This window comes from Sphingomonas sp. GW821-FHT10F09 (genome assembly GCF_058809195.1).
In genome coordinates this window covers 112,099-134,763 of sequence record NZ_JBXASI010000004.1, presented here as the reverse complement: position 1 = coordinate 134,763, position 22,665 = coordinate 112,099, and the positions used below count along the sequence as shown (strand labels likewise).

Sequence of the window (22,665 nt, the reverse complement as noted above, 5' to 3'; positions counted from 1 at the left end):
CGGCTTTGCTGCAATGCAGCAAGAGAAACGGTTCGTTACGAACGGCGGTTCCCGGCACCGCGATTTCGCGCCCCGCAAGGTGCCATCGGGTGCAACCCTTTGCGCTCTCATGCGCTTTGTTCGCTTGCGTTCAGGCACGCGGGGGAAGGTTTGTCATGTTGAAGGTCGCCCCCCAGCCGGACGTGCCGCTCGCCCATCGCTACGCCGACGTACGCGCGCTGACGCTGGCGCTCGCCGCCTCGCTGTCCGACGCCGATGCGACGGTGCAGTCGATGCCGGACGCCTCGCCCGCCAAATGGCATCTGGCGCACACCACCTGGTTCTTCGAGACGTTCGTACTGCGCGACCACGTGCCGGGCTATCGCCTGCACGACGCGCGCTTTCCGTTCCTGTTCAACAGCTATTACGAGGCGGAAGGGCGTCGGCATGCCCGCGACCGGCGGGGCATGATCACCCGGCCGACGCTGGACGAGGTGCGGGCGTATCGCGCGCACGTCGATGCGGCGCTGGCGGCGGCCTTGCCCGACCTGCCCCCCGCGGCGCTGGAACTGGTCGCGCTCGGCTGCCATCACGAGGAGCAGCATCAGGAGCTGCTCGTCACCGACATCCTCCACCTGTTCGGCGAAAACCCGCTGGAGCCGGCGGTGTGGCCCGCGGCGCCCAAGGTGCCGGTGGCGATGCCCGGCCCGATCCGCTGGATTGAACGCCCGGCGGGGATCGTCCGGGTCGGCCATGACGGTGACGGCTTCGCCTTCGATTGCGAAGGACCGCGGCACGACAGCCTGCTGGTCGACCATGCCATCGCCGACCGCACCGTCACCAACGGCGAATGGGCGGCGTTCATCGCCGATGGCGGCTATCGGGACGCGGCGCACTGGCTCGCCGACGGCTGGGCCTGGGTCAAGGCGGAGGGGATCGCCGCGCCGCTCTATTGGGAGGAACGCGACGGCGGCTGGACCCGCATGGGCCTCGACGGCCGCCGCGCGATCGATCCCGCCGCACCGGTGACCCATGTCAGCTTCTTCGAGGCGGATGCCTATGCCAGCTGGGCCGGCGCGCGCCTGCCGACCGAATTCGAATGGGAAGCGGCGGCGCAATCGCATGATCCGACCGGCGGCAACCAGATGGACGATGCCGGCCCGGTCGAGCCGCGGCCGGCGGCCGGCGGTCCCGCGTTCTTCGGCGACGTCTGGGAATGGACCGGCAGCGCCTATCGCCCCTATCCCGGCTTCCGCGCCGCCGAGGGCGCGGTCGGCGAATATAACGGCAAGTTCATGAGCGGCCAGTTCGTGCTGCGCGGCGGCAGCTGCGCGACGCCGCGCGGCCATGCCCGTGCCAGCTATCGCAATTTCTTCTACCCTCACCAGCGCTGGCAGTTCACCGGCGTCCGGCTCGCCAAGGACATCTGATGTTGAAGCCCGAAATCGAGGACGGCGAGCAGACGCTGGCCGACCCGCAGTTCCGTGCCGACGTGCTCGCCGGGCTGGAACGCCGTCCGCGCGCCATTCCCGCACGCTGGTTCTACGACCGGCGCGGGTCGGAACTGTTCGAGGACATCACCGCGCTGCGCGAATATTATCCGACGCGCACCGAAACCGCGATACTCGAGCGGATCTGTCCAGAGGTCGCCGATATCGCCGGTCGTGGCCGCGCGGTGGTGGAATTCGGGTCTGGTTCGTCGGTCAAGACGCCGGTGCTGCTCCGCTGCACCGCGCCGTCCGCCTATGTGCCGATCGACATTTCGGGCGACTTCCTGCGCGAATCGTCGCGCGTGCTGTCGGCGGCCTTTCCGGACCTGCTGGTGCTGCCGTTCGAGGCGGACTTCATGCGTCCGCTCACCCTGCCGCACACGATCGCCGATACGCCCAAGCTCGGCTTCTTCCCCGGGTCGACGATCGGCAACATGATTCCGCTGATGGCGGTCGACCTGCTCCGCACGATGCGCGCGTCGCTTGGCGAGGGCGCGATGCTGCTCGTCGGCATGGACCGGATCAAGGACGAGGCAACGCTGGTCGCCGCCTATGACGACGAGGACGGCGTCACCGCAGCGTTCAACCTCAACCTCCTCGAACGAATCAACCGCGAACTGAACGGCACGATCCCGGTCGATGCCTTCACGCACGAAGCCCGCTGGAACGACGACCGCGCCCGGATCGAGATGCATCTGGTCGCATCGCGCGACATCGCCTTCACCGTCGACGGCCGGCCGTTCGCGATGGCCGCGGGCGAAAGCATCCACACCGAGAACAGCCATAAATACGGATCGCGCGACGCCCGCATCCTGCTCCGCTCGGGCGGCTGGACGCCGATCCACGAATGGACCGACCCCGACGGCCTGTTCGCCCTCTATCTCGCCGAGGCCCAGGCGGAGCGTCCGGCGCCCTGATCCGGCTGGCAGCCGCGTCGAAAGGCGTTATGACGCGGCAAACGGATAAGGGAGAGTGAGATGCGGGCGGTCGGAGTCATCGGAGCGGGCCAGATGGGCGCGGGGATCGCGCAGGTGTCGGCCGCGGCAGGCTATCGCGTCATCCTGACCGACGTGTCGGTGGAGCGCGCCGAGGCGGGCAAGGCCGGTATCGCAAAGCTGCTGGCGCGCGCGGTCGAGAAGGAGAAGATCGACGCCGCCACCCGCGACGCGACGCTCGCCCGGATCGAACCGGTCGCCGGCGTCGCGACGATGGGCGAATGCGGCCTCGTCATCGAGGCGGCGACCGAGCGCGAGGAGATCAAGCGCGCGATCTTCAAGGATGTGGGCGCGGTACTCGCCGCTGATGCGGTGCTCGCGTCCAACACCTCGTCGATCCCGATCACCCGGCTGGCGCAGGCGACGCCCGACCCGGCGCGCTTCATCGGCGTGCATTTCTTCAACCCGGTGCCGGTCATGGGGCTGATCGAGGTGATCCGCGGCCTTGCCACGTCGGACGCCACCGTCGCGACGATCGAGGAATATGCCGACCGCCTCGGCAAGGCGGTGGTCCGGGCCAACGATGCGCCCGGCTTCATCGTCAACCGCGTGCTGATGCCGATGATAAACGAGGCGATCTTCGCGCTCGGCGAAGGCGTGGCGACGATCCGCGATATCGATCTTGCCTGCCAATTGGGGCTCAACCACCCGATGGGGCCGCTGACGCTCGCCGATTTCATCGGGCTCGACACCTGCCTCGAGATCACGCGGGTGTTGTTCGACGGCACCGGCGATCCCAAATTCCGTCCGGCGCCGCTGCTGGTCAAATATGTCGAGGCGGGCTGGTACGGCCGCAAGACCGGTCGCGGCTTCTACGATTACAGCGGCCCGACGCCGGAGCCGACGCGCTGAGGATGATGCGATGAGCCTGGACGATACCATCGTCGACACGCCCGAAGGGCCGATGACCTACAAAGAATGGAAGAAGAAGAATCCGGTGCAGCTGCCCTCGCGCCGGACCAAGGGCAAGGACCTGCCCAACAAGGTGAAGATGCGGACGGACGAATAGCGTCTGTCCGCACCCCGCCGCGGGACGACGGTCAGGGGCGGCGAAACCGCACCGCATAGACCAGTGCCAGCACCGCGAGGAACGGGACGCCATAGGCCAGCGTCAGCGCGAACGGTCCGGTGAACGGCGTCGTCACGAGGATCGCGAGGATCGCGCCGGCGCCGGCGAGGCTGGTCCACGGATAGCCCCACAGGCGGAACGCCGCCGGTGCGCCGTGCCGCCGGCGGAAGGCGAGATGGGTGACGAAGATCATCCCCCAGGTGAACAGCGCACCGAAGATCGACACCGCGATCATCACGCCGAACGCCGCATCGGGCCGCCATGCATAGACGCCGCCCGCCACGCCGATCCCCGCCGCCGACACCAGTAGCGCCCGCACCGGCACGCCGCGCGCATCGATCCGCGCCAGCGCCGGCGACGCGAAGCCACTCTCCGCCAGGCTGAACAGCATGCGCGACGCGGTGTAGAGCTGGCTGTTCATCGCGGACAGCGCCGCGACCAGCACCACCGCGTTGAGGAGGCCCGCGGCATAGGGCAGGCCGGTCGCCTGCATCACCGTGACGAACGGGCTGGTCGTCGTTCCCGCCTGCGTCCACGGCACGATCGCCAGCATCACCGCGAGGCTGCCGAGATAGAAGAGCGCCAGGCGCAGCATCGTCGAGCGGAAGGCGCGAACGATCGCGCGCTCCGGATCGCGTGCCTCGCCGGCGGCGACCGCGATCATCTCGATGCTGAGATAGCTGAAGATCGACACGATTACGGCGGTCCAGATGCCGCCGATGCCGTTGGGCGCGAACCCGCCATGCGCGGTATAATGCGTCATGCCGACGCCGCTGCGGACGATCACCCACAGGCCGATCGCGACGAACGCCAGAATCGCGGCGATCTTGATCGCGGAAAAGGCATATTCGACCGCGCCGAACACGCGCACGCTGGCGAGGTTCACCGCCAGCAGCGCCAGCGCGAAGCCGGCGATCCACCACACGCCCGGCACGTCCGGCGCCCAATAGCGCATGTAGATCGCGACCGCGGTCACCTCCGTTCCGATCGCGAGGATGATGCAGGTGACATAGGCGTAGCGGGCGAGGAATCCCGCGAACCGCCCCAGATAGCGTTCGGCGAACAGCCCGAACGACCCCGTCGCCGGGTCCGCCACCGTCATCTCGGCAAGGCACCCCATCAGCGCCAGCGTGATGAGCCCGCCGATCGCATAGCTGACCAGCACCGCGGGGCCGGCGAGCCCGATCGCGAAGCCGCTGCCCAGGAACAGCCCGGTGCCGACCGCGCCGCCGATCGCGATCATCGCGAGCTGGCCCGACCCGAGGGTCCGCCTGAGGCCGGTCATGCCGGGGCGATCAGCCGATCAGCAACCCGGCGAGCGCCGCCGACATCAGATTGGCGAGGCTGCCCGCCGCGAGTGCGCGCAGGCCGAGCCTGGCGATCATCGGCCGCTGGTTGGGCGCGAGGCTGCCGGTCACCGCCATCTGGATCGCGATCGAGGAGAAATTGGCGAAGCCGCAGAGCGCGAACGTCACCACGGCGACCGTCCGCGGCGACAGCGTCGTCTGCTGGCCGAGGTCGATATAGGCGACGAATTCGTTGAGCACGATCTTCTCGCCGAACAGCCCGCCGGCGATAGCCGCCTCGTTCCACGGCACGTTGAGCAGGAACATCACCGGCTGGAAGACATAGCCGAGCAACGCCTGGAAACTCAGTCCGGGCAGGCCGACCATATTGCCGAGGCCGCCGAGCAGGCCGTTGGCGAGCGCGACCAGAGCGACGAACGCCAGCACCATCGCGCCGACCGCGACCGCGAGGCGGACGCCGGTCTGCGCACCCTGCGCGGCGGCCATGATGAGGTTGGCGGGCTTTTCCTCGTCATGCGTCGCATCGGGCAGTGGCTCGCCCGGGGTGCCGCCTTCCGGCAGCAGCGCGGCGGGGCCGGCGCCGCTGATCCGGGTTTCGGCGAGGTGGATCTGGCGGTTCTCGTCGGGCAGGTCGCCGAGCGGCAATTCGCCCTCGGGCGCGACGCTGCGGTCGGGCATGATGATCTTGGCCATCAGGATGCCGCCCGGCGCGGCCATGAAGCTGGCGGCGAGCAGATATTCGATGCGGATGCCCATCGACGCATAGGCCGCCAGGATCGTGCCGGCGACGCCCGCCATGCCGCTGGTCATCACCGTGAACAGCTGCGGCGGCGTCAGGCCGGCGAGATAGGGGCGGATGACCAGCGGCGATTCCGACTGGCCGACGAAGATATTCGCGGCCGCGCACAGCGATTCGACCTTGGAGGTGCCGACCACCTTCTCGATTGCGCCGCCGACCCAGCGCACCACCAGCTGCATCACGCCGAGATAATAGAGGATGGACACGAGGCTGGCGAAGAAGATGATGACCGGCAGCGCCGCGATCGCGAAGCTCTGGCCGCCGATCTCGGGCGTGGCGAGCTTGCCGAACAGGAATTCGGTCCCCTTCTGCGAATAGCCGAGCAGCGCGGACACACCCGCCGAGGCGCCGGCCAGCGCCTGCCGGCCCGGACCCCAGTAGAGCACGATCGTCGCGATCACCGCCTGCAATGCGAAGGCGGCGCCGACGACGCGCAGCCGGATCGCGCGGCGATCGGTGGACAGCGCGAAGGCGATGCCGAGAATGACGAGGATACCGGCAACGCCGATCAGGATACGATGCATCAATCAACCCGCGGGAGTGAACCGCCGCGGCCCCCCGGCAGCGACGGACCAGCATACACGCGCTTTTCCGTGAGGCCAGAGGGGATTGGCCGGCATCGGATCCGTGCGGGCCGGTCGGCTCCTCTGGCGAATGCACGCATGGTCGCCGTCCCCGGCCTCCGTCGGGAGGGGCGGAGAGGGGCTTGCCGGGCATTCCGCCCGCTCCCGTCCGCGCCGGCCACGGCCGCAGAAGTGTTTGCCCGACCGCGGAAACGCGCTAGCGTGCCCCTGATGGATACCCCCGCCCGCGCCGTTCCGCGCTCGCTCTTCGCGTTTTCGATCTTCTACGGCGGCATGGTCTGCATCGCGGGCGTGCTCGGCAACAAGCAGGTCGCGCTGGGGCCGCTCTCCGCGCTGGGGCCGGTGTTCGGCGTCGGCCCGCTCGCGGTGGAGGCGGGGATCTTCGCCTTCCTGCTGCTCGTCGTCGTGTCGAGCGCGGTCGCCGAGTTGCACGGCGGCGCGACCGCCAACAAGCTGGTGCTGTTCGGGTTCGTGCCGCTGATCGTGTCGATCCTGCTGTCGTGGATCGTCCATCTGCTGCCCGCCTCGCCCGACATGCAGCCCGCCAACCGCGACGCGATCCAGCTGATCCTCGGCGCGACGTGGCGGATCTGGTTCGGCGGCATCGTCGCCTATGGCATCTCGCAGACGCTCAACGTCACGATCTTCTCGTGGCTGAAGGGGCGCGAGGGGGCGAGCCTGTTGTGGCTGCGCGCCGGCATCGCCAGCATGCTCAGCCAGATCGTCGACACCTTCCTGTTCGCGACCATCGCCTTTTACGGCGTGTTTCCGATCGGCGAACTGCTGATCGGGCAGATGATCGCCAAGGTGACGCTGTCGGCGCTGCTGGTGCCGCCGCTGATCTACCTGTTCGTCGCGCTGGGGCGGCGGCTGGATCGCGCGCCGCTCTGATCCCCGGGCGACACGGGGCTTTGACGCCGGGCTTTGAAGCCGGGTGATCCGCGGTTAAAGGCGCAGGCCATGACCGACTCCACCGCCACCGCCGCGCTGCTCGCCAAGGCCGAAACGCTGACCGAGGCGTTGCCCTATCTGCAACGCTATGCCGGCCAGACCTTCGTCGTGAAATACGGCGGCCATGCGATGGGCGATCCCGAACTGGCGCGCGATTTCGCCGAGGACGTGGTGTTGCTGAAGGCGGTCGGGATCAATCCGGTCGTCGTCCATGGCGGCGGGCCGCAGATCGGCGCGATGCTCAAGCGGCTGGGCGTCGAATCGCGCTTCGTCGACGGCCTGCGCGTCACCGACGCCGAAACCGCGCGGATCGCGGAAATGGTGCTCGCCGGATCGATCAACAAGGAAATCGTCGCCTGGATCGGCCAGGCCGGTGGCCGCGCGGTCGGCATCTCGGGCAAGGACGCCAATCTCGTCACCGCGGTGAAGGTCGGCCGCGACACGCCCGACACGCTGCAGGGCATCGAGCGGCACGTCGACCTGGGCTTCGTCGGCGAGCCCGTCGCGGTCGACCGGACGATCCTCGACACGCTGTCGGGCAGCGGCATCATCCCGGTGGTCGCGCCGATCGCCTCCGGGGCGGACGGCCACACCTACAATATCAACGCCGACACGATGGCGGGCGCCATCGCCGCCGCGCTCGGGGCCTCGCGCTTCTTCCTGCTCACCGACGTCGCCGGGGTGCTCGACAAGGATAAGGAACTGCTGACCGATCTCGATCCGGCGCGCATCGCCGCATTGAAGGCGGACGGCACGATCTCCGGCGGGATGATCCCCAAGGTCGACACTTGCGTCGCCGCGGTCGAATCCGGCGTCGACGCCGCGGTCATCCTCGACGGGCGCGTGCCGCATGCGATGCTGCTGGAGATCTTCACCTCGGCCGGCGCGGGGACATTGGTCCACGCGTAAGCGGCCCCTGTTCCCGGGCGTGCAGAACCGCTACGTCCGATCCGAACCCTGAACCCCGGAGCTTGCCGCGTGATCGCGCTTACCCTCATCCAGATCATCCAGGTGCTGCTGAACGTGGTCTGGTGGATCATCATGGTCCAGTTCGTGCTGTCGCTGCTGATCGTGTTCAACGTCATCAACACGTCGAACAATTTCGTCAGTTCGCTGCACTATGGCCTCGACCGGCTGACCGAGCCGCTCTACCGGCCGCTGCGCCGGGTGCTGCCCAACATCAGCGGCATCGATCTCGCGCCGCTGGTCGTGCTCGTCACCATCCGCATCCTCGACAGCATCATCCTGCCCAACATCGCCGTCAGCCTGATGGCGAACGGCGCGATCTGATCCGGTGCCGGCCTGGACGGAGCGGGACGACGGCATCGTCCTCGCCGTCCGGGTGACGCCGCGCGCCGGCCGCGACCTGCTGGCGGCCGGAACCGACACGCATGTCGTCGCCCGGCTCGCGGCGGCGCCGGTCGACGGCAAGGCCAATGCCGCGCTGGTCGCGCTCGTCGCCGCCGCATTCGCCGTGCCGAAGCGCGCCGTGACGCTGATCGGCGGGGATACCGCGCGGCTGAAGCGACTGCATATCGCCGGCGACCCGCACATGCTGGCGAAGATCGCGGCCGGTCGCTATGAGGCCGCGGCATGACCGCCACGATCATCGACGGCAAGGCGCATGCCCTCGCCCTGCGCACCCGCATCGCCACCCATGTCGCCACCTTTCGCGCGGCGGCCGGCCGCGCCCCCGGCCTCGCCGTCGTGCTGGTCGGCGAGGACCCCGCCTCCGCGGTCTATGTCCGCAACAAGGGCAAGGCGACGCGCGACGCCGGCATGGAGAGCTTCGAGCATCGCCTGCCCGCGGACACCGATTCCGCCACGCTGCTCGCGCTGGTCGCGCGGCTGAACGCCGATCCGACGGTCGACGGCATCCTCGTCCAGCTGCCGTTGCCCGCGCATATCGACACGCAGGCGGTGCTGCTCGGCATCGATCCCGACAAGGACGTCGACGGCTTCCACCCGGTCAACGCCGGCCGGCTGGCGATCGGCGCCGAGGGCTTCGTGCCGTGCACGCCGCTGGGCTGCCTGATGCTGCTTCAGGACGTGCATCCGCGGCTGGCCGGGCTGGAGGCGGTGGTGGTCGGCCGCTCCAACATCGTCGGCAAGCCGATGGCACAATTGCTGCTCCAGCAGAGCTGCACCGTTACCATCGTGCACAGCCGCACCCGCGACGTCGCCGCGCATACCCGCGCCGCCGATATCCTCGTCGCCGCGGTCGGCATCCCGCAGTTCATCCGTGGCGACTGGATCAAGCCGGGCGCGACCGTGATCGACGTCGGGATCAACCGCACCGACGCGGGGCTGGTCGGCGACGTCGACTTCGCCCCGGCGAGCGAGGTCGCGGGCGCGATCACGCCGGTGCCGGGCGGCGTCGGGCCGATGACCATCGCCTGCCTGATCCGCAACACCTATGTCTCCGCCTGCCGCCGCGAGCGGGTCGAGGCGGGACTGTGATCGAACTTTTCGTCTCGTCGCTCATCACCTTCTTCGTGGTGATCGACCCGCCCGGCTGCGCGCCCATCTATGCCGGCCTGTCGGCCGGCGCGTCGACGGCGCAGCGGCGGGCGATGGCGATCCGCGCGGTCGGCGTCGCCACCGCGATCCTGCTGGTGTTCGCGCTGGTCGGCGAGGACCTGCTGCGCGGGCTCGGCATCAGCCTGGCAAGCTTCCGCATCGCCGGCGGCATCATGCTGTTCCTGATCGCGCTCGAAATGGTGTTCGAGAAGCGCACCCAGCGCCGCGAGGACCGCGCTGCCGAGGTCGCCGCCGATCCCGAGGTCGAGGACGTGTCGATCTTCCCGATGGCGATGCCGATGATCGCCGGCCCCGGTTCGATCGCCACCGTCATGCTGCTGATGGCGCGCACCACCGGGGTCGAGGCGACGCTCGTCGTGCTCGCGGCGATGGCGACGATCCTGCTGCTGACGCTCGCCGCCCTGCTCGCCGCCGGGCCGCTGATGCGCCTGCTCGGCACCCGGATCGAGGCGGTCATCACCCGCCTGCTCGGCGTGCTGCTCGCAGCGCTGGCGGTGCAGTTCGTGATGGACGGGTTGCAGGTCAGCCTGCGCTAGGACCGATCGCCATTCAGCCCTGACGGCCTGCAAACGGCGGTTCCGCGTGCTTCCGGTGCTCACGTACCGTTACTACGCTGCGCTTCGGGTCACGCGAAACCACGGTTTTCGACACGTCATCATCTGAATGGCGATCGGCCCTAGGGCGCGCGCCTTTTCATTTGCCCCGGGTCGTATCCGCAAGCGTCCCGTCTGGGGAAGCAGGGGCTCGGCCCGACCGCGGACGACCCGCGCGCGCTACATCCCGACGGAGGTCGTCTCTTCCGCGTTCGATACCGTATCCGGCATCGCCGGCAGCTCGGCCGCCGGGGCGGGGGCGTTGGCGGTGACCATCGGCTTGCTCGCCTGTCCCATGATCGCGGCATTCTCGATCACGTCGAGCGCGCGGCGCGACAGGACGTAGCGTTCGGCCGCCTGCATCCAGTTGCCCGCGTCGCCCGCACCGGGCAGCCGTGCGACCTCCGCCCGGGCCGCCTCGACCTGGCCGCTGTCGAGCAGGCGGCGCGCGCGCGCCAGCCGGTCGACCGGGCGGGGCGAGGGGGTGCCCGCCTCGCGCAGCACCACCAGCCCGGCGAACTCGCGGCGCAGGCTGGTCAGCCAGCCGTCGCCGCTCGCGGTTGACAGGCCGGGGGCGATCGCGTCCAGCCCCTGGCGCAGATCCTCCAGCGTCACCGGCTGCCGCGCCGCATCGGTCACATAGGTGACCGCGCGCGGCTGCACCCGGCCGAAGCGGTTGCGCAACTGCTCCTCGAGATAGCCGAGGCCCATGCCGCGATCGAGCGCGCGCCGCGCGGCGAAGGCGATCAGCATCCCCTCCGCGCGCCCCGCCTGCGTCGCCGCCGCGGCGGCATCGCTGGTCACCGCCGCGGTCCGGGCCTCGAGCGCGGTCAGCTGTCCGGCGAGGGTCGCCTCGCGCGAGGCGAGCGCGGCTGGATCGAGCGCGGCATTCACCGCCTCGCCGCTGGCGTTGAGCGGTTGCGCCGGATTGAAACCCGTCGGTTCGGAACGCACCGGGCGCGTCGCCGCCTCCTGCGCGGCGGAGGTGCCGCCCAGCCACGTCACCCGTTTCATCAGATAGCCGGTCAGCACCGCTCCGGCGACGAAGGCCAGCGCGATGATCGCCAGGAACACGCCGGTTCGCGGTCCGCGCGTGCGCGTCGCCCCACGCTCCCGGTCGATCGGCACATAATCGGTCATGGCCTCTTATCCCCGGCCCCCGCGGCCCGGTCAATCGCCCGTTCGAGCGCGCGCGCGCAGAGCGCGGCATCGGTCGGCACCGCGGCGACCAGTGTCCGGCCCCAGCCGCTGCCCGCCGCCGCCCGCACCGTGTCGCTCAGCGCCGCGATCCCGGTGTCCCGACGGACCTCGGGCAGCAAGGCCGCGACCCGCATCGCCGCCCGCACCGAATGGAGCAGCACGATCCGTCCGCGCGCCGCTGCGGCGAACGCCGCCCCGTCGGTCGTCACATCGGCGCTGGCATAGACGATCGCCGTCGGATGGCCGCTGTCGACATGCTCGCGACCGGCGAGGTGGAGCGGTCGCGCCAGCCCCGCCGCGTGCCCCGCCGCCAGCGCTTCGACGACGCCGCCCGCGCCGACCGCGGCGACGCGCAGGCCCGCCGCCGTCGCCACCGCCGCCGTTTCCGCGCCGACCGCGATCACCGGCAGCGCCGCCAGCCGCGCGAGGCCCGCGCCCGCCAGCCGCACCGCATTGGCGCTGGTCACCAGCAGCGCGTCATGACCGGCCGGATCGGGAACGTCCCACGCCACCGGCTGCGCGGCGAACAGCGGCCAGGCCAGCACGTCGCCGCCGCCCGCCCGCAACCGCGCGACGGTGCGCGCATTGCCGGGTTCGGGCCGCACCACGATCAGCCTCGCGGTCACGGCTGGAACAGGCGGCGCACCACCTCGGGCGCCCGCGCCAGCAGGTCCGCCGCCAGCTCCGCCGCGACGATCGCGCCGTCGGTGCCTTCGCCCGCGCCGTCGACGCCGGCGCTGCCGTCCTCCGCGATCAGCTCGGCACGCAGGCTCAGCATCTCCCCCGACAGGCCGGCGAGCGCCGCCACCGGCGAGTGGCAGTCCGCGCCGAGCGCCGCGAGAAACGCACGCTCCGCCAGCACGCACAGGCTGGTCGCGCGGTCGTCGATCGCGGCGACGACCATCGCGGCGCCCTCGTCCTCGCTGCGCACCTCGATGCCGACCGCGCCCTGTGCCGGCGCGGGCAGCATCACGTCGGTCGGGATCGCGCGGCCGATACCGTCGCGGCCGAGCCGGTCGAGCCCCGCCGCCGCCAGCAGCGTCGCATCCGCCTCGCCCGCGGCGAGCTTGGCGAGCCGGGTATCGACATTGCCGCGGAACATCACGACGTTGAGGTCGGGGCGCAGCCGCAGCACCTGCGCCCGCCGCCGCGGCGAGCTGGTGCCGACCGTGCCGCCCTGGACGATGTCGGCGACGCTCTCCGCGCCGATCAGCCGGTCGCGCACGTCGGCGCGCGGCAGCATCGCGGCGATGCGGATCGCCGCCGGGCGGATCGTCTCGACATCCTTCATCGAATGCACCGCGGCGTCGATCTCGCGGTCGAGCAGCGCGCGGTCCAGCTCCTTGGTCCACAGGGCTTTGCCGCCGATCTCGGCGAGCGGGCGGTCCTGCACCCGGTCGCCGGTGGTGCGAATGACGACCAGCGCCACCTCCTCGGCACGCCAGCCGTGCGCGGCGCACAGCGCATCGCGCACCATCCCCGCCTGCGTCAGCGCCAGCGGCGATCCCCGCGTGCCGAGCCTGAACCTGATCGCCAAACCATCGCTCCTTTTCGAACGCCGCTCATGACGAAACCTGCCCCCTTCGACAACCTCTCCGCGTACCGCTAGGGAAGCGGGCATGGCTCCCCGGATCATCCTCGGCCTCGAATCCTCCTGCGACGAGACCGCCGCCGCGCTCGTGACCAGCGACCGGCGCGTGCTCAGCCACCGCCTCGCCGGGCAGGAGGCGGCGCATGCGCCGTTCGGCGGCGTCGTCCCCGAAATCGCCGCGCGCGCGCATGTCGAGGCGCTCGAACCGCTGATCCGCGGCGCGCTCGCCGATGCCGGGCTGGGTCTCGACGCGGTCGACGCGATCGCCGCCACCGCGGGCCCCGGCCTGATCGGCGGCGTCATGGTCGGCCTCGTCACCGGCAAGGCGCTGGCGCATGCGGTCGGCAAGCCGCTGATCGCGGTCAACCATCTGGAGGGGCATGCGCTCAGCCCGCGCCTGTCCGATCCCGATCTCGCCTTCCCCTATCTGCTGCTGCTCGTGTCCGGCGGTCATTGCCAGCTGCTGCTGGTCGAGGGGGTCGCGCGCTATCGCCGCCTCGCCACGACGATCGACGATGCCGCCGGCGAGGCGTTCGACAAGACCGCCAAGCTGCTCGGCCTCGGCTTTCCCGGCGGTCCCAATGTCGAGAAGGCCGCTGCGCTCGGCCGCGCGATCGTGCCGCTGCCGCGCCCGCTCAAGGGTTCGGCGGAACCGCATTTCTCCTTCGCCGGGCTGAAAAGCGCCGTCGCCCGCGCCGTCGGCCATCACGCGCCCGAGGATATCGCCGCCTCGTTCCAGGCCGCAGTGGTCGATTGCCTGATCGACCGGACGCGGCGCGGCATCGCCGGCATTCCGGCGACCGCGCTGGTCGTGGCGGGCGGCGTCGCCGCCAACACCGCGGTCCGCACGGCGCTCCAGCAGCTCGCGACCGAACACCAGCTGCGCTTCGTCGCGCCGCCTTTGTGGCTGTGCACCGACAATGCCGCGATGATCGCATGGGCGGGCGCCGAGCGCTTCGCCGCCGGCCTGACCGATCCGCTCGACACGCCGGCGCGCGCGCGCTGGCCGCTCGATCCGGATGCGGAGGCCGTCCGCGGCGCCGGGGTCAAGGCATGAGCGCGATCCAGTGGAGTATCGGGGCATGAAGATCGGCGTCATCGGCGGCGGGGCCTGGGGCACGGCGCTGGCACAGGTCGCCGCGCATCGCGGCGATCCCGTCACCCTGTGGGCGCGCGAGGCCGAGGTGGTCGACAGCGTCAACACCGCGCACGAAAATCGCCTGTTCCTCGCCGGCGTGCCGTTGTCGCGCTCGATCCGCGCGACCGGCGACCATGCCGACCTCGCCGACAGCGACGCCCTGCTCGTCGTCACGCCCGCGCAGCACGTCGGCGCGGTGCTGGCGCAGATCGATGTCGGCACCCGGCCGCTGGTGCTCTGCGCCAAGGGGATCGAGGCCGGCACCCGCCGCCTTGTCGGCGAGGTCGCGCATGACGTGCACCCGCAGGCCCCTGTCGCCGTCCTGTCCGGCCCGACCTTCGCGCATGAGGTGGCGGCGGGCCTGCCGACCGCGGTGACGCTGGCGGCGGCGGACGCGGCGCTCGGCCGCGCCCTGGCCGAACGCCTCGCCGCGCCGCATTTCCGGCCCTATGCCAGCAGCGACGTCGTCGGTGCGGAGATCGGCGGCGCGGTCAAGAACGTCCTCGCAATCGCCTGCGGCGTCGTCGACGGTGCCGGTCTGGGGCAGAACGCCCGCGCCGCGCTGATCGCGCGCGGCTTCGCCGAGATGACGCGCTTCGGCCTCGCCCGGGGTGCGCGCGCCGAGACGCTCGCCGGCCTGTCGGGCCTCGGCGACCTCGTGCTGACGTGCAGCTCGACCAGCAGCCGCAACTTCTCGCTCGGCCTCGGGCTGGGGCAGGGCAGGGCGGCCGCGGACCTGCTCGCCGACCGCCGCACCGTCGCGGAGGGCGCCTTCACCGCCCCCGTCCTGCGCGAGGCCGCCGCCGAGGCGCAGGTCGACATGCCCGTCACCGCCGCCGTCTGCCGCCTGCTCGAGGGCGCACCCGTCACCGACGTGATCGGCGCGCTGCTGGCACGCCCCCTGCGTAACGAGGCGCACTGACGGGCGGGGCGATTCTCGGAATCGTCGCGCAGTCGACGCATGCGATGCCGCGCGCTCCCTAGGCACTGCGGGATGAGCGCCCGGGCCGCGCGAGAGGTTCTATTTCGGTAAGCATTGGCGAGGACCGATCGCGGCGATCGGTCTGCGATGGGCCACGGCGGGCTACGATCGCATCATGGCGTGCCGGGTGGCTTCGTCCTGCAAATACGACAGCATGGCAGTCGTAAACAAACGCTGCAAAAACACGTTCGCTAAAGCAGAGTGCCGGCACATTCGCTGTAAGTCATTGCTTTTCAACAAGGCGCCACAAGAACAACACCGAACACTATCTGTTCAGAACTTCCCGGAACTTTGGATCTTGACACCGGTATGACCAATAAGTGACCATGTTGTTGCTTGGATGGGACCAAGTTCGGGGGAAATTTAATGAAAACCAGGGAGTTAGCCTACACGACGTCGTTTCTCGCGATGCTGGCGGGCACGGTGTCGCCGGTGGCGGCGCAGGTCCAGCCTCCCGTGGCCGGTCAGGCCCGGACGACGGCGGATGCGACGACCGAGATTACGGACGAGGACGGCGAGGTGAACGCGCAGGAGCGCGCCGCCGAAAAGCGGAGCAGCACGATCGCCGGCCGTCCGGTGGCGAGCCAGAGCGACGACAAGGAGATCATCGTCACCGGGTCGCGCATCGTCCGGCCGAACGCGCAGGCGTCGAGTCCGGTGACGACGGTCACCTCGCAGGAGATCGAGCAACAGGGGACGGTGAATATCGAGGAGGTCCTCAACCGGCTTCCCCAGGTGACGCCAGACCTGCAGTCGACCTACAATGACGGCGTCGGAACGCAGAAGGTCAAGCTGCGCCGCCTTGATTTCAACCGGACGCTGACGCTGGTAGACGGCCAGCGCCTCGCCAGCAGCGAAGCGGTCGACCTGAACATCATCCCCGGATCGCTGGTCGATCGCGTCGACGTCCTCTCCGGCGGCGCCTCGTCGGTCTACGGCTCCGATGCCGTCGCCGGCGTCATTAACTTCATCCTCAAGCGGAACTACAAGGGCGTCCGCATCGACGGCAATTACGGCTTCTACAACCACCAGAACCGCGAGCAGCTGACCTCGGCGGCGGCGAGGAACCAGGGCTTCGGCGTTCCAGGCGGCAACCGCACGTTCGGCGGCCGGGCGAACCTCAGCGCGACGTTCGGCGACCGGTATTTCGACGACAAGCTGTCGCTGATGGGCTTCGTCACCTATCGCGCCGGCACGCCGATCCCGTATGGCGCGATCGACTATTCGGCCTGCGAGCTGACCCAGGCGACGCGCGACGGCGCGCCCGGCTGCTCCGTCTCGACCTATTCGCAGTTCGGCTACATCACGCCGCGCAGCGGGGCGAACGCAGGGCGCGCGCTGGTCAATGCGCGCGACGGCACGCGCACCTTCACGCCCTACAACGCCAGTTATGCCTATAATGCGTTCAAGGACTTCTTTTACGGACGCAAATACGACCGGTTGAACGGTGGCGGCTTCGTGAACCTGAAGCTCGACGACGCGGCCGAGATCTATGCCAACTATATCTGGATGCGCAGCCAGTCGTACAACCAGTACAGCCCGCCGCGCATCTTCCCGTTCAGCGTCTACGGCAGCGATCCCTTCCTGGTGAACTGCGACAACCCGCTGCTGTCCGCCGGCCAGCGGCAGACGCTGTGCGGCGCGGCGGCCGGCACCGACACGCGCGTGCCGCTGGACATCCGCTACCGGTTCGAAGGCGCCGGCGGGCAGCGCGTCAAGCTGACCAACCTCGCCTCGCGCGTCACCGGCGGCATCCGCGGCGAGATCGCGGAAGGATGGCGCTACGACGCGGGCGGCGTCTATACGTGGAGCGGCAACAAATACACCGGTCCGGTCCAGATCGCCGATTTCGACAAGATCAACCGCGCGTTGAACGTCGTCAACGTCAACGGCGTCCCGACCTGCGTGGCCAAGGTCAACGGTCAGGACCCGAAATGCGCGCCACTGGACGTGTTCCGCGCCTATTCGGCCGATCCTGCAGTCATGTCCTATCTGTACGACGGCAACACCGGCACCAGCCTCAACGTCAGCAAGTTGATCGACTTCACCGCGAACATCACCGGCGATCTCGGCAAGATGGGCCTGAAGTCGCCGTTCGCGAAGGAGGGCGTCGCCTTCGCCGCGGGCATCGAATATCGCGAGGACCGGCAGGGCAATTCCGCCAATCCGGAATTCCGCACCCAGAATGGCGGCGAGGACTTCACCGGCCGGCAGAGCGTGCGGGAAGTGAACGCCGAACTGCAGGTGCCGCTGGTCGAGGACCGCTTCGTCCACCTCGTGCAGGTGAACGGCGGCTATCGCCTGTCGAAGTACAGCACCAACCCGAACACGTTCGACACGTGGAAGGTCGAGGGCCTGTTCGCCCCGGTCCCGGACATCACCTTCCGCATCAGCCGCAACAAGGCGCAACGCGCGCCGACGATCTATGAGAACAACCAGACGATCAGCTTCGATCGTTCGGGTGTGGGCAACGATCCCTGCGCGACCGATGTGGCGAACAACCGCGGTCCGCGCGCCTCGCTGCAGCAGTGCGTCAACACCGGCCTTGCCGCCGCATTGTACGGCAGTCCGACCCTCAACTGCCCGGACGGCCAATGCGTCAGCCGCTTCGGCGGGTTCGTGCTGGATCCGGAAAACGCCAAGACGCTGACCTATGGCCTCGTCCTGCAGCCCACCTTCCTGCGCGGGCTGACGATCTCGGCCGATCGTTACCAGATCAAGATCGACAACCAGATCGGCTTCAACTTTGGCGATTTCGCGATCGACGGCTGTCTGGCGACGGGCAATGCCTATTATTGCGACCGGATCGTCCGCAACGCCGACGGAACCCTGTTCGGATCGGTGGCGACCGGGACCAAGACCGGTTTCGTCCAGGCTGGCACGACCAACCAGTACAAGCTGGAGGCGAGCGGCTGGGACTTTCAGGCGCAATATGGCCTGAACCTCGGCGGGAAGACCGGTCGTCTCGATATCGACTTCAACGGATCGCTGACCACCTATTCGGGCGGACAGGATTCGGTGACGGTGCTGGCGAAGAATTGCGCCGGTTACTACGGGCCGCGGTGTGGCGGCGCGCCGATCCCCAAATGGGGTCACAACATGCGCGCGACCTACACGACCAGCGACGGCGTCTTCAACGCGTCGTTCAACTGGCGCTACACCGGTCCGACGACCATCACCTACAATTCGACCGAGCCGGGTATCGGCTATGGTGCGGACGATCGCCGCACGACGTTCAACCGCCTGGCGCCGTGGAGCTTCTTCGACCTCGCGATGGGCTTCAACGTGACCAAGGATTTCACCTGGCGCGTGTCGGTCAACAACATCTTCGACCGCAGCCCGCCGGTCATCCCGAGCTCGTATGACGTCGCGCTGTCGCGGTCGAACTCGATCCCGGCGCGCTACGACCCGTTCGGTCGCAACATCGCGATCTCGCTGGGCGTCGGCTTCTAGGGTCCCGGGATCGCCTTACCGGGCGTCGTGACCTTCCCCGCATGGCGTCCATCCTGCCGCATCTCCCTCGGGAGATGCGGCCTTTTTCGTGGCGTCGACGAACGGACGGCGGCGGGAAGCGCCGGTCGCGTCTCCCCGCAGCGCCTTATCGCGTCAGTTCGCGCCAGCCGATGTCGCGCCGGCAGAATCCGTCCGCGAAATCCACGGCATCGACGGCGCGATAGGCCGCATCGCGGGCGCCGCGGATGTCGGGTCCGACCGCGGTCACCGCCAGCACGCGCCCGCCCGCCGCGACCAGCGTGTCGCCGTCCCGCCGCGTCCCCGCCTGGAACACGACCGCGCCACCGGCTTCGGCCGCATCGATGCCGCGGATCGCGCCGCCCGCGCGCGGCGTGCCGGGATAACCCGCCGCCGCCAGCACCACCGTCATCGCCACCGCGTCCGCGAACCTCGCCGGCGGAAGGTCGCCGAGCCGCCCCTGCGCCACCGCGAGCAGCGTCTCGACCAGGTCGCCCTGATAGCGCAGCATCAGCACCTGGCATTCCGGGTCGCCGAACCGCGCATTATATTCGATCAGCTTCGGCCCGGCCGAGGTCAGCATCAGCCCCGCATAGAGCACGCCGCTGAACGGCATGCCCTCGTCCGCCATCGCCTTGACGGTCGGCGCGACGATCCGCTCGATCGCCTGCCGCTCCAGCGCGGGGGTCAGCACCGGGGCGGGGCTGTAGGCGCCCATGCCGCCGGTGTTCGGCCCGGTGTCGCCTTCGCCGACGCGCTTGTGGTCCTGCGCGCTGCCGAACGGCATCAGCGCGACGCCGTCGGTCAGCACGAACAGGCTCGCTTCCTCGCCGTCGAGGAATTCCTCCAGCACCACCGGCGCATCGCCCGCATCGAACATCGCGTCGAACGCCGCGGCGGATTCGGCCTCGCTGGTCGCGATCACCACGCCCTTGCCCGCGGCCAGCCCGTCCGCCTTGATGACGACCGGGTAGCTGAACGTGCTGGCCAGCGCCGCCTCCGCCTCGCTGCGGCTGTTGACGCGCACATAGCCCGCGGTCGGAATGTCGGCGCCGCGGCACAGGTCCTTGGTGAAGCCCTTCGATCCCTCCAGCTGCGCGGCGGCGCGATCCGGCCCGAACACCGGCACGCCGGCGGCGCGCAGCGTATCGCCGAGGCCGTCGACCAGCGGCGCCTCCGGTCCGATCACGACCAGCCCGATGTCATGGCCGGCGACGAACGCGACCACCGCGGCATGATCCGTCGCGTCCAGCGCGACGCACGTCGCATGCGCGGCGATGCCGGGGTTGCCAGGCGCGGCGTAGAGCGTATCGAGGAGGGCCGATTGTGCCAGTTTCCACGCGAGTGCGTGCTCGCGGCCGCCTGAGCCCAGCAGCAGGACGTTCATGCCAGATTCCCTATCCGATACCGAAAGCCGGCTGCTAGCCGACGAGCGCCCCGGCGACAACGCACTCGCGCTCTCGGTCGGCGAGCTCAGCTTCAGGCTGAAGCGGATGGTGGAGGGCGAATTCGGCCACGTCCGCCTGCGCGGCGAGATCTCCGGCTACAAGCGCGCCACCTCCGGCCACGTCTATCTGGCGTTGAAGGACGACAGCGCGGTGATCGACGGCGTGATGTGGAAGGGGCAGGTCAACGCGCTCGCCTTCGCGCCGCAGGACGGGATCGAGGTGATCGCGACCGGCAAGCTCACCACCTATCCCGGCCGCTCGAAATACCAGATCGTGATCGAGCGCATGGAGCTGGCCGGCGCCGGCGCGCTGATGGCGCTGTTCGAGAAGCTCAAGGCGAAGCTGGCGGGCGAGGGGCTGTTCGACGCATCGCGCAAGCAGCGCCTGCCGTATCTGCCGCAGACGATCGGCGTCGTCACCTCGCCGACCGGTGCGGTGATCCGCGACATCCTCCACCGGCTGGAGGATCGCTGCCCGAGCCATGTCCTCGTCTGGCCGGTCAAGGTCCAGGGGCAGGGCGCGGCCGACGAGATCGCCGCCGCGATCCGCGGCTTCGACGCGATGCCCGCCGACGGCGCGACGCCACGACCCGACCTCGTCATCGTCGCGCGCGGCGGCGGCTCGATCGAGGATCTGTGGGCGTTCAACGAGGAAGCGGTCGTCCGCGCCGTCGCCGGCTGCTCGATCCCGATCATCTCCGCCGTCGGCCACGAAACCGACACCACCTTGTGCGATTTCGCCGCCGACTTGCGCGCGCCCACCCCCACCGCCGCGGCGGAACTGGCGGTGCCGGTGCTCGCCGACCTGCGCCACACCATCCAGAGCCACGGCCTGCGTACGCAACGCTGCGCCAATCGCTATCTCGAACGGGGCCGCGAGCAGCTGACCGGCCTCGCCCGCCTGCTGCCGAAGCGCGATGCCCTGCTCGGGCCGCAGCGCCAGCGCGCCGACGATGCCGGGCAGCGGCTCGACCGCGGACTGGAGCGGCGCGTGACGCTCGCGCGCGGCCAGCTCGACCGGTCGAGCGGCGCGCTCCGCCCCGCCGTGCTGCAGAGCCAGGTGACCCGCAACCGCGACCGGCTGGCGGCGACGTGGCGGCTGGTCCAGTCGCTCAATCCCGATGCGGTCCTCGACCGCGGCTATGCCCGCGTCACCGCACGCGGCGGCGAGACCCTGTCCTCGGCCGCCGCGGTGCGCGATGCGGGCGCGGTGACGTTGCGCTTCCGCGACGGCAGCGTCGACGCGGTCGTCGATACCGGCGCCCTCGCGCCGGCGCCCAGGGTCGAGCGCAAAGCCGCACGGTCCCCCGCCCCCCACCAACCCACCCTGCTCTGATACGGATCACGCCTCATGCTCGTTTCCAACTCCGATCGCGCCGCCCGGCTGCACTATATGGCCAACGGCTTCCGCGTGCTGACGCCCGGCGATCATGTCGTCTGCGGCGCCAGCGGCGTACGCATCCCGCTCGACCTGCTGCGCTATTGGAGCGTCGCGCAGCAACAGGCGTTCGCCACCGCCGAACTTGCCAGCGAGGCGCTCGCGCCGCGATGAGGCTGCAGGCCGCGCTCGCGACCCTCCTCGCCGTCGCGACGCCGGGCAGCGCATCGCAGGTCGCGACCGCGGTTCCGCCGGCCGGCGATACGGCAGCGACCTTTCGCTGGACCGGCCAGACCATCCAGGGCGGCCTGATCGTCGCGAGCGCACCGCGCGGCAGCATGACGGTCACGCTCGACGGGACGCCGCTGCCGCTCGCGCCGGACGGCCGCGTCCTCGTCGGCTTCGACCGCGACGCCGGGCCGCAGGCGACGCTGGCGGCGACCCTTGCCGATGGCCGCCGTATCGTCCAGCCGCTGGCGATCGCCCCCCGCGCCTGGCGGATCGAGCGGCTCGACACGCTGCCGCGCTTCCCCGCGCCTGATCCGGTGATGGCCGAGCGCCGCCCCGCCGAGCTGGCGCAGATTGCCGCGGCGCGCGCGCAGGTCACCGATGCGCAGGGGTGGCGCCAGCCCTTCCGCTGGCCCGCCACCGGCCGCATATCCGGTCTGTTCGGCGCGCAACGCATCTATCGCGGCGAACCCGGGGCCTATCATTCCGGCACCGACATCGCCCGACCGACCGGCACCCCGGTCGCCGCCCCCGCCGACGGCGTCGTCATCCTCGCTGCCGACACGCCGTTCACGCTGGAGGGCAACCTCCTCATGATCGACCACGGCATCGGCCTGAACAGCGCCTTCCTCCATCTCTCGCGCATCGACGTGAAGGTCGGCGACCACGTCCGTCAGGGACAGATCCTCGGCGCCATCGGCGCCACCGGCCGCGCCACCGGGCCCCACCTCCACTGGAGCCTGCGCTGGCGCGACGCCCGGTTGGACCCGATGCTGGTGGCGGGGGCGATGGAGCGACTGCCCCAAGATTGAGCATTTCATGCTGCGCTGCCGCATGATCGGGCAATTTCCCGCCTGTCCCGCCCGGCCATCCGCGCGTTATGTGTCATTTGAGCGACACTGGCGTACAAAGCGATGGCCAG

The 22,665-nt window shown here is 69.9% G+C and carries 22 protein-coding genes; 16 read left to right on the top strand and 6 right to left on the bottom strand.

Going from position 1 to position 22,665, the window contains the following annotated elements; genetic code table 11:
- Positions 1-155 precede the first annotated feature (155 nt).
- The 4 genes from egtB to AC1RTO_RS13415 are packed head-to-tail and all read left to right on the top strand — an operon-like array spanning position 156 to position 3,473.
- A complete protein-coding gene (gene egtB, locus AC1RTO_RS13430; RefSeq protein ID WP_493161330.1) occupies positions 156-1,409 on the top strand; it encodes an ergothioneine biosynthesis protein EgtB in 1,254 nt (417 codons plus the stop codon).
- The gene (gene egtD, locus AC1RTO_RS13425) at positions 1,409-2,386 is read left to right on the top strand and encodes an L-histidine N(alpha)-methyltransferase (protein ID WP_493161329.1); all 978 of its coding nucleotides are present in this window, start codon (positions 1,409-1,411) and stop codon (positions 2,384-2,386) included. The genes egtB and egtD overlap by 1 nt, the downstream gene beginning before the upstream one ends.
- Before the next feature lie 60 nt (positions 2,387-2,446).
- Positions 2,447-3,316 (top strand): 3-hydroxybutyryl-CoA dehydrogenase, encoded by an 870-nt coding sequence (locus AC1RTO_RS13420; RefSeq protein WP_493161328.1) that lies wholly within the window; start codon positions 2,447-2,449, stop codon positions 3,314-3,316.
- A gap of 10 nt (positions 3,317-3,326) precedes the next feature.
- The gene (locus AC1RTO_RS13415) at positions 3,327-3,473 is read left to right on the top strand and encodes a hypothetical protein (RefSeq protein WP_254290372.1); all 147 of its coding nucleotides are present in this window, start codon (positions 3,327-3,329) and stop codon (positions 3,471-3,473) included.
- 31 nt (positions 3,474-3,504) lie between these two features.
- Here the strand turns inward: AC1RTO_RS13415 and AC1RTO_RS13410 are convergent, their stop codons facing one another.
- Positions 3,505-4,818, bottom strand: coding sequence for an amino acid permease (locus AC1RTO_RS13410; protein WP_493161327.1), 1,314 nt, complete (start codon positions 4,816-4,818; stop codon positions 3,505-3,507).
- Positions 4,819-4,828: 10 nt separating this feature from the next.
- Positions 4,829-6,163, bottom strand: coding sequence for a NupC/NupG family nucleoside CNT transporter (locus AC1RTO_RS13405; protein WP_493161326.1), 1,335 nt, complete (start codon positions 6,161-6,163; stop codon positions 4,829-4,831).
- Between the two features lie 270 nt (positions 6,164-6,433).
- Between AC1RTO_RS13405 and AC1RTO_RS13400 the strand changes: the two genes are divergently transcribed.
- The 6 genes from AC1RTO_RS13400 (at position 6,434) to AC1RTO_RS13375 (ending at position 10,251) form a co-directional block, all read left to right on the top strand.
- Positions 6,434-7,114 carry a queuosine precursor transporter gene (locus AC1RTO_RS13400; RefSeq protein WP_493161325.1) on the top strand — a complete coding sequence of 227 codons (681 nt, stop codon included), beginning with the start codon at positions 6,434-6,436 and terminating at the stop codon, positions 7,112-7,114.
- Between the two features lie 69 nt (positions 7,115-7,183).
- Positions 7,184-8,083 carry an acetylglutamate kinase gene (argB, locus tag AC1RTO_RS13395; RefSeq protein ID WP_493161324.1) on the top strand — a complete coding sequence of 300 codons (900 nt, stop codon included), beginning with the start codon at positions 7,184-7,186 and terminating at the stop codon, positions 8,081-8,083.
- A 69-nt stretch (positions 8,084-8,152) separates the two neighbouring features.
- Positions 8,153-8,464: a YggT family protein gene (locus AC1RTO_RS13390; protein ID WP_293874993.1), complete on the top strand. Its 312-nt coding sequence runs from the start codon at positions 8,153-8,155 to the stop codon at positions 8,462-8,464.
- 4 nt (positions 8,465-8,468) lie between these two features.
- A complete protein-coding gene (locus AC1RTO_RS13385; protein ID WP_493161323.1) occupies positions 8,469-8,771 on the top strand; it encodes a DUF167 family protein in 303 nt (100 codons plus the stop codon).
- A complete protein-coding gene (gene folD / locus AC1RTO_RS13380; RefSeq protein WP_493161322.1) occupies positions 8,768-9,634 on the top strand; it encodes a bifunctional methylenetetrahydrofolate dehydrogenase/methenyltetrahydrofolate cyclohydrolase FolD in 867 nt (288 codons plus the stop codon). The genes AC1RTO_RS13385 and folD overlap by 4 nt, the downstream gene beginning before the upstream one ends.
- Complete coding sequence (locus AC1RTO_RS13375) at positions 9,631-10,251, top strand: MarC family protein (protein ID WP_493161321.1); 621 nt, start codon at positions 9,631-9,633, stop codon at positions 10,249-10,251. The genes folD and AC1RTO_RS13375 overlap by 4 nt, the downstream gene beginning before the upstream one ends.
- Before the next feature lie 237 nt (positions 10,252-10,488).
- Here the strand turns inward: AC1RTO_RS13375 and AC1RTO_RS13370 are convergent, their stop codons facing one another.
- From AC1RTO_RS13370 to hemC, 3 genes are read right to left on the bottom strand one after another with little or no spacing between them, the layout of a single operon-like run.
- Positions 10,489-11,448, bottom strand: a complete 960-nt coding sequence (locus AC1RTO_RS13370; protein ID WP_493161320.1) for a hypothetical protein — start codon at positions 11,446-11,448, stop codon at positions 10,489-10,491.
- Positions 11,445-12,134: a uroporphyrinogen-III synthase gene (locus AC1RTO_RS13365; protein ID WP_493161319.1), complete on the bottom strand. Its 690-nt coding sequence runs from the start codon at positions 12,132-12,134 to the stop codon at positions 11,445-11,447. The genes AC1RTO_RS13370 and AC1RTO_RS13365 overlap by 4 nt, the downstream gene beginning before the upstream one ends.
- The gene (gene hemC, locus AC1RTO_RS13360) at positions 12,131-13,045 is read right to left on the bottom strand and encodes a hydroxymethylbilane synthase (protein ID WP_493161318.1); all 915 of its coding nucleotides are present in this window, start codon (positions 13,043-13,045) and stop codon (positions 12,131-12,133) included. Before hemC ends, AC1RTO_RS13365 begins: the two co-directional genes overlap by 4 nt.
- Before the next feature lie 82 nt (positions 13,046-13,127).
- Between hemC and tsaD the strand changes: the two genes are divergently transcribed.
- The 3 genes from tsaD to AC1RTO_RS13345 all read left to right on the top strand — a co-directional run bounded on the left by tsaD (position 13,128) and on the right by AC1RTO_RS13345 (position 18,672).
- Entirely contained in the window at positions 13,128-14,156 is a 1,029-nt protein-coding gene (gene tsaD / locus AC1RTO_RS13355) for a tRNA (adenosine(37)-N6)-threonylcarbamoyltransferase complex transferase subunit TsaD (protein ID WP_493161317.1), read from the top strand.
- Positions 14,157-14,181: 25 nt separating this feature from the next.
- A complete protein-coding gene (locus tag AC1RTO_RS13350) occupies positions 14,182-15,159 on the top strand; it encodes an NAD(P)H-dependent glycerol-3-phosphate dehydrogenase (RefSeq protein ID WP_493161316.1) in 978 nt (325 codons plus the stop codon).
- Between the two features lie 426 nt (positions 15,160-15,585).
- On the top strand, positions 15,586-18,672 hold the full coding sequence (locus AC1RTO_RS13345; protein ID WP_493161315.1) for a TonB-dependent receptor domain-containing protein: 3,087 nt from the start codon (positions 15,586-15,588) through the stop codon (positions 18,670-18,672).
- A 145-nt stretch (positions 18,673-18,817) separates the two neighbouring features.
- On the opposite strand, the gene purD is transcribed toward AC1RTO_RS13345, so the two are convergent.
- Positions 18,818-20,077: a phosphoribosylamine--glycine ligase gene (gene purD / locus AC1RTO_RS13340; protein ID WP_493161314.1), complete on the bottom strand. Its 1,260-nt coding sequence runs from the start codon at positions 20,075-20,077 to the stop codon at positions 18,818-18,820.
- On the opposite strand from purD, the gene xseA reads away from it, so the two are divergent.
- Genes xseA through AC1RTO_RS13325 form a run of 3 tightly spaced genes read left to right on the top strand, consistent with a single transcriptional unit; the run spans position 20,076 to position 22,555 of the window.
- Positions 20,076-21,473, top strand: coding sequence for an exodeoxyribonuclease VII large subunit (gene xseA, locus AC1RTO_RS13335; protein WP_493161313.1), 1,398 nt, complete (start codon positions 20,076-20,078; stop codon positions 21,471-21,473). The genes purD and xseA overlap by 2 nt on opposite strands.
- Positions 21,474-21,488: 15 nt before the next feature.
- A complete protein-coding gene (locus AC1RTO_RS13330; RefSeq protein WP_493161312.1) occupies positions 21,489-21,689 on the top strand; it encodes a DUF2093 domain-containing protein in 201 nt (66 codons plus the stop codon).
- A complete protein-coding gene (locus tag AC1RTO_RS13325; RefSeq protein ID WP_493161311.1) occupies positions 21,686-22,555 on the top strand; it encodes a M23 family metallopeptidase in 870 nt (289 codons plus the stop codon). The genes AC1RTO_RS13330 and AC1RTO_RS13325 overlap by 4 nt, the downstream gene beginning before the upstream one ends.
- Positions 22,556-22,665 lie beyond the last annotated feature (110 nt).